Below are 12,240 nucleotides of genomic sequence, written 5' to 3'. Positions count from 1 at the left end.
GGGGCCTCGAACAACAGTAAAGCGGGGGGAAGGATTGGCCGCTCATGATCTCAGGGCCGGCGCCGGTTGGGCAACCGCCGCGGGCCGGGGCTGGTCGGCCAGGGCCTTGACGAAGTCGTTCAGGGGCATGGGCCGGCCGAACAGGTAGCCTTGCTGGTAGTCGACCCCGAAGCGCGCCAGGTAGTCGCGTTGCTCCGCGGTTTCCACGCCCTCGGCGACGATGCCCAGGCCGAGTTTGCCGGACAGCTCGATGATGCTGTCGAGAATGTGCAGCGACAGGGCATCGACGCCGATCATGGCGACGAAGCTCTGGTCGATCTTCAGGTAGTCCACCTTGAACTGGCGCAGGTAGCTCAGGCTCGACTGGCCCGTGCCGAAGTCATCGATGGCCAGCAGCACGCCCATGCTGTGCAGGCGCTCGAACAGCGCGTCGGTGGTGGCGCTGGGGATGATCGGCGTGCGTTCGGTGAGCTCCAGGGTCAGCGTCAGGCGGCCCGGCGGGAAGGCGTCGAGCAGGGCCTGGCAGTCGTCGCACAGGGTCAGGTCCTGGCAGTGCGCGGCGGTGATGTTGATGCCCAGGTGAAAACCGTCCTCGAACAGCCCGGCCCAGGGCGCGAGGTCGCTGGCCAGCTTCTCCATCAGGCGCCGGGTCATGGCCACGATCTGCCCGCTGTGCTCGGCGAAGGGAATGAACAGGTCGGGGCGCACCAGCCCTTCCCGTGGGTGGTGCCAGCGCATCAGCACCTCGGCGCCGGACCAGCGGTAATCGCCATGGCGCACCACCGGCTGGAAATAGGCGACGAACTCGTCGGCCTCCAGGGCCCGCTGCAGCTCGGCCCGTGGTGACGAGGCACGCCGCAGTTGCCAATGACAGGCGCTACCGGCGCTGGCGCCGAGGAACAGCAGCAGGCCGAACAGCGCCGGGTATTCGCTGCGCATCAGGCGCCAGGTGTAGTCGGCGGCGAAACCGCTGTGCAGGGAAAAGGCGTAGCGCTGCGAGGCGATGGCCCGGCCGGCGACGGCGTAGTCCGGCACCGGACCGCTGTTGACCTTGCCTGCGCGGTCGATCCAGTGCGGGCCGACCTGCAGACGCAGGTCGATGTCCGGGGCGATCAGGCGCAGCGCGGTGATCAAGTGGGTGCCGTCGATGGTGGCGATGGCCGCGCGCGCGCCGTCGCTGGCCCGATAGACCAGCAACGGATGGTCGGGGGTGACCGAGTTGCCGTCCATCAGCCACAGGCTGCCGGCGGTGTAGTCGTCCGGATCGACCTGTTCGCTGAAGTCGCCGAACAGCGAGCTGCAGTACAGGTGATTGGCATGGATCAGGTTGGTGGAGCGCACGAACGGGCGTCGGGTCACCTGTTCGCGCAGGGCCAGGGTCACTTCCGCGCAGGGCTTGTCGGCCAGCGGCAGCAGGGCGTTGGCGGCGCTCGCGGCGTTGTCCAGCAATTGCTCCAGATGCTCGACCACCTGTTGTGCGCTGTTCAGGGCACGGGCCTGCAGTTCGCGCTGGGCCTGCCAGTGCATGATCGCCAGGCCGCAGAGCACCGGCAGCAGGCCCACCAGCCAGGGCAGCAGGCGGCGCAGGGTGCGGCGGCGATAGCGGTTTTTCTGCAGGGGCATGCCGGGTCCGTCCGAAAACGTTTCCGCACAGCATAGCGGGTGAGGGGCGGCGGATCGTGCGGGGGCCTGTGTGGGCGCGGGCAAGCGCGCTGCCACAATGACTCGGTTGGGCCAAACTCTGACAGGACAGGCGACAAATCAATTTACGCACTGTAGAATCTGGTTACGCATACAATAATAAGGTTCTCCGTCTCGCGGGGAATCAAGCCCGCCGAAAATGGGTCTCCTATGAAGTGTCATGGTTTCAAGCTGATTCTTGGTGACTACCTTGCCCGCAGTACCCGCGGCATCTCCTGCGCGCCACCACGTTCACTCGCATCGACCGCCTGGTAACGAAGGTTATTGAACCGTTTTGATGATGAGGAATACGAACATGGCAGATCTCTTCGACAACCCGATGGGCCTGATGGGCTTTGAATTCATCGAGCTCGCATCGCCGACCCCGGGCACCCTGGAGCCGATCTTCGAGATCATGGGCTTCAGCAAGGTCGCCACTCACCGTTCCAAGAACGTGCACCTGTACCGCCAGGGCGGGATCAACCTGATCCTGAACAACGAGCCGAAAAGCGTCGCCTCCTACTTCGCCGCCGAGCATGGCCCGTCGGTCTGCGGCATGGCCTTCCGCGTGCGCAACGCCCATGAAGCCTACGCCCGTGCCCTGGAACTGGGCGCGCAGCCGGTGGAAATCGAAACCGGGCCGATGGAACTGCGCCTGCCGGCGATCAAGGGTATCGGCGGCGCGCCGCTGTACCTGATTGACCGTTTCGAGGAAGGCAGCTCGATCTACGACATCGACTTCAACTGGATCGAAGGCGTCGATCGCAATCCGGTAGGTGCCGGGCTGAAGATCATCGACCACCTGACCCACAACGTCTATCGCGGGCGCATGACCTACTGGGCCGGCTTCTACGAGAAGCTGTTCAACTTCCGCGAGATCCGCTACTTCGACATCAAGGGCGAATACACCGGCCTGACCTCCAAGGCCATGACCGCTCCGGACGGCATGATCCGCATTCCGCTGAACGAGGAGTCGTCCAAGGGTGCCGGGCAGATCGAAGAGTTCCTGATGCAGTTCAACGGCGAGGGCATCCAGCACGTGGCCTTCCTCACCGACGACCTGCTCAAGAGCTGGGACGCCCTGAAGAAGCTCGGCATGCGCTTCATGACCGCGCCGCCGGAAACCTACTACGAAATGCTCGAAGGCCGCCTGCCTGCTCATGGCGAGCCGACTGCCGAGCTGCAGAGCCGCGGCATCCTCCTGGACGGTTCGTCCAACCCGGATGACAAGCGCCTGCTGCTGCAGATCTTCTCGGAAACCCTGATGGGCCCGGTGTTCTTCGAATTCATCCAGCGCAAGGGCGACGATGGTTTCGGCGAGGGCAACTTCAAGGCGCTGTTCGAGTCGATCGAGCGGGACCAGGTGCGTCGCGGTGTGCTGAGCACCGAGTGATCGGTTCCCGGTAGCCAATAAAAAAGCCAGCGAAAGCTGGCTTTTTTGCATTTCAGACCAGGTGCCTGAGCGTGCGCCGGCGTCGGTACATTGCCCAGTAGCTGCCCATGGCGGTCATCAGCCCCACCAGCAGCAAGGACGGCGCGATGCTCAGGCTGTTTTCCCACAGCTGGCCGGCGGCATGCCCCGGCGGGTAGCTGACGTGGATGGTATAGCCGTACAGCGGTGACACCTGGCTGCGGTAGGGCGTCGGCGCCTGCTCGCTGGCGTCGATGACCTCGCCGCTGGCACCGATCAGCATCGGGCCGAACTGCAGGCTGACGCTGTCCGGCTGGCGGGTACCTTGCAGCACGCGCTGCAGCAGCTTGCCGTCGGCCACGGCGAGCACGCCGAAGGGATACTCCTGCAGGCGGTAGTAGAGGATCGCCGAGTCCGGGGTATTGTCGTTGCCCGGTTCCAGGCGCAGGCGATGGTTGAAGTACTCGCCGGGATCGACCAGCAGGCCGGACTCGCCCCGCAGCGTGCTGCAATAGGCGCGGTTCTCGCGGACCAGCGTCAGCGAGCGCAGCTCCGGATTGGCCACCACCTCGCTGTGCAGGTACGGCAGGGCTTTCTCGCAGGAAAATTCGGCCAGGTTGAGCACCTTGTTGCTGGCGCCGTGCAGGGCATCGAGCAGGCTGTCGATGCCTTTGCGGGTTTCGCGCAGGACCACGTCGGTGGACTCGTCGAGCTGCTTGTTCACCTGCCAGGCCATCACCATCAGGCCGCAGGCGACGGGCGCCAGGCCGATCAGCAGGGTGGTGAGCAAGGCGAGCAGCGCATGGCCGGAATGAGGAGTACGAGGGGGCATGTTTCACCTATCTGTAGGAGGGTCTGGCCCACTGGACGTGGGCTGGACCGAAGCCGATCAGCATAAGTGAGCGCTATACCCTCTTCCTGTAAGAGCACAGGACAGGGGCTGTGCGATAGTTCGTTTCGTCACGCCGTCGGGCCGCTGCCCCTGCGCTCCAGCGCCGCCACCACCAGGCGGCCCACCGCGGCGCCGGACGCCGGGTTCTGCCCGGTGATCAGGCGGCCTTCCTTCTGGTCGGCAATGGCGAAGGGCTGCCACGGGTCCTCGGCCTTGCAATAGAGGCCGCCGCGAGCGCTGAGCTCGGTTTCGGTCAGAAAGGGCACGACCTTGTCCAGCTCCGCCAGTTGCTCCTCGATATTGGAAAAGCCGGTCACTTCGCGGTCCCGCAACAGCAACGAGTTGTCACTGAGCTTGATATTGAGCAGGCCGACCGCGCCGTGACAGACCGACGACACCACGCCGCCGTTTTCATGGATCTGCCGGGCGATGTCCTGCAGCTGCGGGTTGTCGGGGAAATCCCAGAGCACGCCATGCCCGCCGGCATAGTAGATGGCCCGGTAATCCCGCGCGCGCACCTGGCCGGGGGCCAGCGTAGTGCCCAGGCGGTTCATGAAGGCCTTGTCGTTGTACCACTGCCAGTCGATGTCCTGCGCCATGCTCAGGCTGTGCGGGTCGATGGGCACGTAGCCGCCGGCCGGGCTGAGGTAATCCACGTGGTAGCCGGCCTGCTGCAGGACATCGGCGAAGTGCACCGCTTCCCCCAGCCACAGGCCGGTGGGACGTTTGAGGGTCGGGTATTTCGCCGTGTTGGTCAGCACCACCAGAACTTGCTTGCTCATTGCGGTGATCCTCGGGGGGAGGGATTGCGCGGGGATGAGGGAGGTTTTCAGACTGTACAGCATAGTCCCCAGGGAAAAGCCCGCCACGAACCATGGCTATGTGCTAGCGTTTTGTAATGGTTCCCATGTTCAAGGAGATTCACCCATGGTCGATGCCCAGCAGCAGTCGCAGCAGTTCATGCAGGCCGCCATCGACGAGGCGCGCCTGGGGCTGGAGGAGGGCGGCATTCCCATCGGCTCGGTGATCGTCCATCGCGGGCGGATCATCGGTCGCGGGCACAACCGTCGGGTCCAGCAGGGCAGCGTGGTGCTGCATGGCGAAATGGACGCCTTCGAGAATGCCGGTCGTCAGAATGCCCGGGTCTACGCCGAGGCCACGCTCTACACCACCCTGTCGCCCTGCGCCATGTGCAGCGGGGCGATCCTGCTGTACGGGATCGGCGAGGTGGTGGTCGGGGAAAACCGCACCTTCATGGGGGAAGAGGCGCTGCTGCGCGAGCGCGGGGTGCGGGTCACGGTGTTGCAGGACGAACGCTGCATTGCGTTGATGAACGATTTCATCCGCGAGCGTCCGGCACTCTGGAACGAAGATATTGGCAAGGAGTCCGACTGCTGACAGCAGTCGAAGGAAGCGAGCCGAGCATGCACATCATTCATCTGGCCCCGCGGCCCGTTCTACAAGGCGGAATGAGTGAAGCGGTCCGCCAGTTCGACTGGAGCAGGACCTCGCTGGGGCCGCTGCACCGCTGGCCCAGTTCGTTGCGCATCGCCGTCGACCTGATGCTGTCTTCGCGTTTTCCCAGCTGCCTGGTCTGGGGCAGCGACATGGTGACCCTGCACAACGATGCCTTCGTGCCCATTCTCGGGACCAAGCCCAGCCCTCTGGGGCGCCCGTTCCACGAGGTGTGGAGCGATGTCTGGGGCGAGCTGGGCGCGCTGGTGTTCCGGGTCATGGAGGGCGAGGCGGTATTTCTCGAGAACTTCCCGCTGATCACCAGCCGCAACGGCGTGCTGGAACAGGTGTATTTCACCTTTTCCTTCAGTCCGGTGCGGGACGAGAGCGGCCGGGTCGCCGGTTTTCTCGACACGCTGCTGGAAACCACCAGCAATGTCGAATCGGAGCGGCAATGGCGCGAGCTGGCCTGTTCCTTCGAGCGCCAGGTGCAGGAGCGTACCGCCGATCACAATCGCCTGTGGGAGCTGTCCAGCGACCTGATGCTGGTGGTGCAGGGCGACCTGCGCCTGCGCACCTTCAACCCGGCCTGCCGGCAGTTGCTCGGCTGGGACGACGACCTGCAGCGCGAGTCGTTGCTCAACGTGCTGCATCCGGACGATCGCGACGTGGTCTGCGGCATCCTCGATGGCACGCAACCGGCCGGCGAAGGCCGTCTGCGCCATGCCGACGGCCACTACCGGCGTTTCACCCTGAGCGCCATGCCCGGGGACGGCTTCACCACCTTGCTGGGGCACGACGTGACCCTCGACCGCGAGCGCGAGGCGGCCCTGCGTCAGGCCGAAGCGCTGCTGCGTCACGGCCAGAAAATGGATGCCGTCGGCCAGCTGACCGGCGGTATGGCCCATGACTTCAACAACTTGCTGGCCGGTCTCAGCGCCAGCCTGGAAATGCTCGAACGGCGCATCGTCCAGGGCCGTACCGAGCAGCTCGGCAAGTACCTGCAGGCCGCCCGCCAGGCCTCCGACCGCGCTTCCGAACTGACCCATCGCCTGCTCGCCTTCGCCCGGCGCCAGCCGCTGTCGCCGCGGCCGACCAACCTCAACGACCTGCTGGGGGAAATCGAGCCGCTGATTCTCCAGGCCATCGGCCCGGGCATCGACCTGCAGCTGCAGGTGGACCCGCGACCCTGGTGGGTGCTGGTCGATACCAGCCAGATGGAAAGCGCCCTGATCAATCTCTGCGCCAACGCCCGCGATGCCATGAACCGCCGCGGGAGCCTGAAGATCAGCACCAGCAACGAACGCCATTACGCGGGGATTTCCAACGTCGACCTGGCGCCCGGCGACTACTGCTGCCTGCGTATCCAGGACAGCGGCCACGGCATGCCCGCGGGGGTCCTGGAGCGTGTCTTCGATCCGTTCTTCACCACCAAGCCGGCTGGCCAGGGTACCGGCCTCGGGCTGTCGATGGTCTACGGTTTCGTCCGCCAGTCCGGCGGCAGCGTGCGCATCACCTCGGAGGAGGGCAGCGGCACCTGCGTCGAGCTGCTGCTGCCGCGCTTCGTCGGCGAGCCGCAGCCCCTGCCTGTGCCCCAGGTGCCCGCCGCGGCGCTGCCGATGCCGATGCGCAACGAGCGGATCCTGCTCATCGACGACGAGCCGACCCTGCGCATGCTGATTCGCGAAGCCTTGCAGGACCAGGGCATGGAAGTGCTGGAGGCCGAAGATGCGCACAGCGGCCTGGCCCTGTACGACAGCGCCGGCCCCATCGACCTAGTGGTCTCGGACATCGGCCTGCCCGGCGGCATCAGCGGCATCGACGTGGCCAAGACCTTGCGCCACCGCTCGCCGGGCCAACGCATCCTGTTCATCACCGGTTTCACCGAGGAATCCCTCAGCAGCGGCGGCGTGCTCGAGCCCGGCCTGGAGCTGCTGACCAAGCCGTTCGGCCTGGACAGCCTGGTGCACAAGGTCACCAGCATGCTTCAGCCGGAACGGCCCTCGACCGAGGTCACCGAAGCGCCCCGGCGCTGACGCCCGGCCAGGCGCTCCAGCAGCAGGTAGACCACGCAGGCGAGCAGCAGCGGCAGGAGGAAGTACACCGCGCGGTAGCCGATCAGCGCCGCCAGCAGCGTGCCCTGGCTGTATTGCCCGTGCAGCAGGGTGATGAACACGCTCTCCAGCACCCCCAGCCCCGCCGGAATATGGGTGATGACGCCGGCGATGCTGCTGACCAGCAGGATCGCCAGGACGGTCGGGTACCCGGCCTTGTCCGGCAGCAGGGTGAACACCACCAGGCCCATCAGGCACCAGTTGCCCGCGCCCATCAGCCCCTGCAGCGCCGCCAGGCGCCAGCCGGGCAGGGTGATGGTCTGGCCACGCACATGCCAGTGCCGACGGCGGGCGAAACGGCAGGCCAGCAGGTAGGCGCTGGCGACCGCGAGCATGCCGACGCCGATCAGGCGCAGCCCCGTGGCACCGATTTCCAGGCCCGCCGGCAGCGCCGGAAAGCCCGCGGCGAACAGGCTGCCGGCCACCAGCAGGTAGCCCAGCCAGTTGGTCACCAGGCCCAGGCCGAGGATCCGGGTGATGGTCGCTGTCTCCAGGCCCAGTCGCGAATACAGGCGATAGCGCAGGGCGACCCCGCCGACCCAGGCGCTGAGGTTGAGATTGAACGCATAGCAGACGAACGCCAGCGGCAGCACCTGCCTGGCGGGCAGGTGGTGTCCGCTGTAGCGCCGGCCGAGCAGGTCGTAGCTGCTGAACAGGGCGAAGCTGCACGCTGCCAGGCCCAGCGCCGTGAGCAGCACGCCGGGGCGGTAGGACCTCAGCGCGTGCCAGACCTCGCCCCAGTCCTGGTTGCGCAGGAGCATGAACAGCAGCACCGGGACCAGGATGAAGAACGCCAGGGTCAGCGCCTGGCGCGCGCGTCGCCACGGCGAGCGTTTCATGACAGACGCTCCTGCGTGCCCGGGTCGATCGGGTACAGCGGTTTCAGACGCGGCTTGTGTGCCGGCAGGGTGCCGACCAGCGCCGGAAAGTAGCGGGTGAAGTGGAAGGTCAGGAAGATCAGCGGTGCCCGCCACCAGTAGCCGCGCAGGATACGTTGCAGGGTCACGCGCTTGCAGCGGGTCTGGCGCAGCTCGTCGAGGTGCTCGTACAGGCGCTGGTTGAACGCCGCGTCGCGGATCACCAGGTTGGCCTCCAGGTTCAGCGACAGGCTCAGCGGGTCGAGGTTGCTCGAACCCACCGTGCTCCATTCGCGGTCGACCAGGGCCACCTTGCCGTGCAGCGGCCGCTCGCAATATTCGTGGATGCGCACCCCGTCGCGCAGCAGGTAGTTGTATAGCAGCCGCGAACACAGGCGGACCCAGGGCATGTCCGGCATGCCCTGCAGGATCAGGGTCACCTCGACCCCGCGCCGCGCGGCATTGCGCAGTGCGCGCAGGAGGCGATAGCCGGGGAAGAAATAGGCATTGGCGATGACGATGCGCTCGTGGGCACTGACGATGGCGCGCAGGTACTGCTGCTCGATATCGCTGGGGTGCTGGTGGTTGTCGCGGATGCACAGGCGCATCGTCGCCTGCTCGCTGTCCGCGTCGGCTACCGCTGCCCGGTGCCACCAGGGGCGGTGGCGCCGGGCGAGCCGGGTGTGGCGGTCGAGCAAGGCCAGGGTGGCCTGGCGCAGGTCCTCGACGATCGGTCCGCGCACCTGCACGGCGTAGTCCTGCTTGGCCAGCGGGCCGAAGTCGTCGAGGTGGTCGGCGGAATAATTGATGCCGCCGACGAAGCCGAGGCTGCCGTCGATCACCAGGATCTTGCGGTGCAGGCGGCGGAACAGGTTGGTGCGCACGCCCAGGCGCATGGGGCTGGGGTCGAAGGCCTGCAGTTCGACACCGGCATCGAACAGCGCCTGCAGGTAGTCGCGGCTGAGCTCGGCGCTGCCGTAGCCGTCCACCAGCACCTGCACGCGCACCCCGCGGCGGGCGGCGTCGATCAGCACCTGACGCAGCTCCAGGCCGACCTTGTCCTCGTAGATGATGAAGGTTTCCAGCAGTACCTCTTCGCGGGCCTGGCGAATGGCCTCGAACGCCGGCGGGTAATAGCCCTCGCCGTTGATCAGCAGCTGTACCTGGTTTTCCCCACGCCATTGGCTGTTCATAGCAGGACCTCGACACACAGGGGCAGGTGGTCGGACAGGTGCGACCAGGGCTTGCGCGCCATTACCCGAGGCTCGCGGGCCCGGGCATTGCGCAGGTAGATGCGGTCCAGGCGCAGCAGCGGCCAGCGCGCCGGAAAGCTGCGCGCCGGGGCACCATAGGCCTGGCTGAACACCTCGAACAGTCCGCACTCGGCGAGTACCGCGTCGGCGCGCTGGCGCCAGTCGTTGAAATCGCCGGCGATCACCACCGGGGCCTCCGCCGGCAGGCTGTCGAGCAGGCGGCAGAGCAGCGCCAGTTGCTGACGGCGCTGGCCTTCGTCGAGCCCCAGGTGCACGCAGACCGTGTGCAGGCGGCGCTCGCCGGGCAGGGCCAGCAGCGAATGGAGCAGGCCGCGTTGCTCGCTGCCATGGACGCTGACATCGAGGTTGCGATGTTCGAGGATGGGAAACTTCGACAGCAGCGCATTGCCGTGCTCGCCGTCCGGGTACACCGCATTGCGCCCATAGGCGAACATCGGCCACAGGCTGTCGGCGAGAAACTCGTACTGCGGCAGCGGCGACCAGGCGGGAAACCGCGTGGCATGCCGGCTGTGGCTGCCGAGCACTTCCTGGAGAAACACCAGGTCGGCGTGATGGGCGTGCACCGCCTCGCGCAGTTCCGGCAGCACATAGCGCCGGTTCAGTGGGCTGAAACCCTTGTGCACATTGACCGTCAGTACCCGCAGCGCGGTCACCGGGGCCAGTTCGCTCAGCTCGATCGGGCGTTGCACCTGGCTCATGGAGCGCCCTCGCCGGCGAGCATCCGCGCCACCCGCTCCTGCAACTGTTCGAAGCTGAACGGCTTGTTCAGCACCTGCATGTCTGCGTCGAGACGGCCCAGATGCGCGGACTCGCTGTCACCGTAGCCGGTGATGAACAACACGCGCAGGCCGCTGCGCAGCTTGCGCGCGATCTCCGCCAGCTGGCGTCCGCTCATGCCCGGCAGGCCGATGCTGCAGATCAGCAGGTCATAGGGCCGCTCGGCGCGCAGCAGGGTCAGGGCGAGGTTGGCGTCGGAGACGTCCTGGCACTGGTAGCCCTGATCGCCGAGGGTATCGCGCACCAGCTGGCGCACCGTGGCGTTGGATTCGACGATGAGGATGCGCCTGTCGTGGCTGTCGCGCCGTCGGCTGCCGGAGGCCACCGGGCCTTGCGCGTCTTCCGGGTAGTGGCGTGGCAGCAGCAGCTCCACTTCGGTGCCCTGGCCGACCCGACTGTGCAGGCTGACATGGCCATGGGACTGGCGGCTGAAGCCGTAGACCATCGACAGCCCCAGGCCCGTACCGTGACCGCTGGGCTTGGTCGAGAAGAACGGGTCGAAGGCGCGATCGACGATGTTCTGCGACATGCCGCAACCGTTGTCGCTGACGCTGATGCGCACGAAATCCGAGCCGCTCAGCGGGTGGGCGTCGGGCAAGGGTCGCGGCAAGTGGCGATTGCTCACCTCGATCCGTACCTCGCCGCCGCCGGGCAATGCATCACGGGCATTGCTCAGCAGGTTGTCGAGGGCTTCCTGCAACTGGCGGGCGTCGGCCTTGGCCGGCCACAGGGATTCGTCGATGCGCACCTGTACATGGACCGTGGGGCCGAGCAGTTCACCCAGGCGCTTGCGTTCCAGCAGGGCAGCCAGTTGCACCGGCCGGTCGTCCAGCGACTGGCGGCTGGAAAACGCCAGCAGGTTGTGGGTGATGCCGGCCGCGCGGTGCACGGCCTTCAGGCCCATGTCCACCAGTTTGGGAATGTCCTCGACGCGCTGCTGGCCGAGGCGCTGGCGGATCAGTTCGAGGCTGCCGCCGATACCGGTGAGCAGGTTGTTGAAGTCGTGGGCGACACCGCCGGCCAACTGACCGATGGCTTCCATCTTTTCCTCCTGGCGCAGGCGCTGTTCTTCCTCGCGCAGATGGCGTACGCGCTGCTCGGTCTGGCGTTGCAGGTCGGCCAGCTCCAGGCCCTGTTGGCAACTGACGTACTGGCGGCGGCGGGCGCGCAGGGAGGCGTGGATCAGGTCGAGCAGATCCTGCTCGGGGAAGGGACAGGGCAGGATGAACAGATTGCCCAGGGCCAGGCACAGGTCCGGGCTTTGGCTGATGGATTGCAGGCCATCGCCGAGCAGGACGACCGGCAGGTCCGACCATTGTGGCTGGTTGCCCAGGTAGCGCTTGAACAGCGACTGATCGAAGCCGTCGAGGCTGGTATGGGCAACGATGGCCAGGCCGGCGCCGCTGTCCAGGGCATCGGCCAGTTCCTGCAGGCTGGTGGTGGCCAACGCACTGACACCGGCCTGGTCCAGCAGGCTCAGGGTCAGTCCGCTGATCGCCGGCGGGGCCAGGATCAGCGCACGTTCGCTGTTGGCTGACGAATCGTTCACGGTGGATCTCCTTGGAAAGTGCCCTGCCATGCGGGGTGCACTCTCTCTGGACCACAGCGTGAAAGCTCGGGTTCAACCGGTTTTCCCGGATGGTTTCACGGACAAAGGGCGGGGCAGGATTCTGCTTGAAAGCAATCAGCGTAGGAGCGGCTTCAGCCGCGAACGGCGGCGCAGCCGTCGTGAAACCTGGGTCCCGAATTTGCCTGACACACCGTGCACTCAGGTTTCATG

Annotated in this window: 10 protein-coding genes; 3 read left to right on the top strand and 7 right to left on the bottom strand. The window is 66.3% G+C overall.

What is annotated here, in order from left to right:
* Positions 1 to 42 precede the first annotated feature (42 nt).
* A complete protein-coding gene (locus RTI28_RS24490) occupies positions 43 to 1,623 on the bottom strand; it encodes an EAL domain-containing protein (protein ID WP_316922861.1) in 1,581 nt (526 codons plus the stop codon).
* Between the two features lie 373 nt (positions 1,624 to 1,996).
* On the opposite strand from RTI28_RS24490, the gene hppD reads away from it, so the two are divergent.
* Positions 1,997 to 3,073, top strand: coding sequence for a 4-hydroxyphenylpyruvate dioxygenase (gene hppD, locus RTI28_RS24485; RefSeq protein WP_316922860.1), 1,077 nt, complete (start codon positions 1,997 to 1,999; stop codon positions 3,071 to 3,073).
* Positions 3,074 to 3,125: 52 nt separating this feature from the next.
* On the opposite strand, the gene RTI28_RS24480 is transcribed toward hppD, so the two are convergent.
* Positions 3,126 to 3,923, bottom strand: a complete 798-nt coding sequence (locus tag RTI28_RS24480; protein ID WP_316922859.1) for a CSS-motif domain-containing protein — start codon at positions 3,921 to 3,923, stop codon at positions 3,126 to 3,128.
* A 128-nt stretch (positions 3,924 to 4,051) separates the two neighbouring features.
* A complete protein-coding gene (locus tag RTI28_RS24475) occupies positions 4,052 to 4,765 on the bottom strand; it encodes a type 1 glutamine amidotransferase domain-containing protein (protein ID WP_316922858.1) in 714 nt (237 codons plus the stop codon).
* 145 nt (positions 4,766 to 4,910) lie between these two features.
* On the opposite strand from RTI28_RS24475, the gene RTI28_RS24470 reads away from it, so the two are divergent.
* Both RTI28_RS24470 and RTI28_RS24465 read left to right on the top strand, forming a co-directional pair.
* Entirely contained in the window at positions 4,911 to 5,381 is a 471-nt protein-coding gene (locus RTI28_RS24470) for a nucleoside deaminase (protein ID WP_316922857.1), read from the top strand.
* A gap of 26 nt (positions 5,382 to 5,407) precedes the next feature.
* Positions 5,408 to 7,474, top strand: coding sequence for an ATP-binding protein (locus RTI28_RS24465; RefSeq protein ID WP_316922856.1), 2,067 nt, complete (start codon positions 5,408 to 5,410; stop codon positions 7,472 to 7,474).
* On the opposite strand, the gene RTI28_RS24460 is transcribed toward RTI28_RS24465, so the two are convergent.
* The 4 genes from RTI28_RS24460 to RTI28_RS24445 are packed head-to-tail and all read right to left on the bottom strand — an operon-like array spanning position 7,426 to position 12,009.
* Positions 7,426 to 8,391: a lysylphosphatidylglycerol synthase domain-containing protein gene (locus tag RTI28_RS24460; protein ID WP_316922855.1), complete on the bottom strand. Its 966-nt coding sequence runs from the start codon at positions 8,389 to 8,391 to the stop codon at positions 7,426 to 7,428. The genes RTI28_RS24465 and RTI28_RS24460 overlap by 49 nt on opposite strands.
* Entirely contained in the window at positions 8,388 to 9,602 is a 1,215-nt protein-coding gene (gene clsB / locus RTI28_RS24455) for a cardiolipin synthase ClsB (protein WP_316922854.1), read from the bottom strand. Before clsB ends, RTI28_RS24460 begins: the two co-directional genes overlap by 4 nt.
* Entirely contained in the window at positions 9,599 to 10,381 is a 783-nt protein-coding gene (locus tag RTI28_RS24450) for an endonuclease/exonuclease/phosphatase family protein (protein WP_316922853.1), read from the bottom strand. The genes clsB and RTI28_RS24450 overlap by 4 nt, the downstream gene beginning before the upstream one ends.
* A complete protein-coding gene (locus tag RTI28_RS24445; protein ID WP_316922852.1) occupies positions 10,378 to 12,009 on the bottom strand; it encodes an ATP-binding protein in 1,632 nt (543 codons plus the stop codon). The genes RTI28_RS24450 and RTI28_RS24445 overlap by 4 nt, the downstream gene beginning before the upstream one ends.
* Between the last annotated feature and the right edge of the window lie 231 nt (positions 12,010 to 12,240).

It is taken from the genome of Pseudomonas sp. zfem002 (assembly GCF_032621685.1).
Classification (GTDB): domain Bacteria; phylum Pseudomonadota; class Gammaproteobacteria; order Pseudomonadales; family Pseudomonadaceae; genus Aquipseudomonas; species Aquipseudomonas japonica.
This window is presented reverse-complemented; position numbering and strand designations above follow the sequence as displayed.

Coding starts and splice junctions, on each gene's coding strand:
- RTI28_RS24480 (WP_316922859.1), bottom strand. CDS start 3,923: ATGCCCCCTCGTACTCCTCATTCCGGCCATGCGCTGCTCGCCTTGCTC.
- RTI28_RS24460 (WP_316922855.1), bottom strand. CDS start 8,391: ATGAAACGCTCGCCGTGGCGACGCGCGCGCCAGGCGCTGACCCTGGCG.
- hppD (WP_316922860.1), top strand. CDS start 1,997: ATGGCAGATCTCTTCGACAACCCGATGGGCCTGATGGGCTTTGAATTC.
- RTI28_RS24465 (WP_316922856.1), top strand. CDS start 5,408: ATGCACATCATTCATCTGGCCCCGCGGCCCGTTCTACAAGGCGGAATG.
- RTI28_RS24490 (WP_316922861.1), bottom strand. CDS start 1,623: ATGCCCCTGCAGAAAAACCGCTATCGCCGCCGCACCCTGCGCCGCCTG.
- RTI28_RS24450 (WP_316922853.1), bottom strand. CDS start 10,381: ATGAGCCAGGTGCAACGCCCGATCGAGCTGAGCGAACTGGCCCCGGTG.
- RTI28_RS24470 (WP_316922857.1), top strand. CDS start 4,911: ATGGTCGATGCCCAGCAGCAGTCGCAGCAGTTCATGCAGGCCGCCATC.
- clsB (WP_316922854.1), bottom strand. CDS start 9,602: ATGAACAGCCAATGGCGTGGGGAAAACCAGGTACAGCTGCTGATCAAC.
- RTI28_RS24475 (WP_316922858.1), bottom strand. CDS start 4,765: ATGAGCAAGCAAGTTCTGGTGGTGCTGACCAACACGGCGAAATACCCG.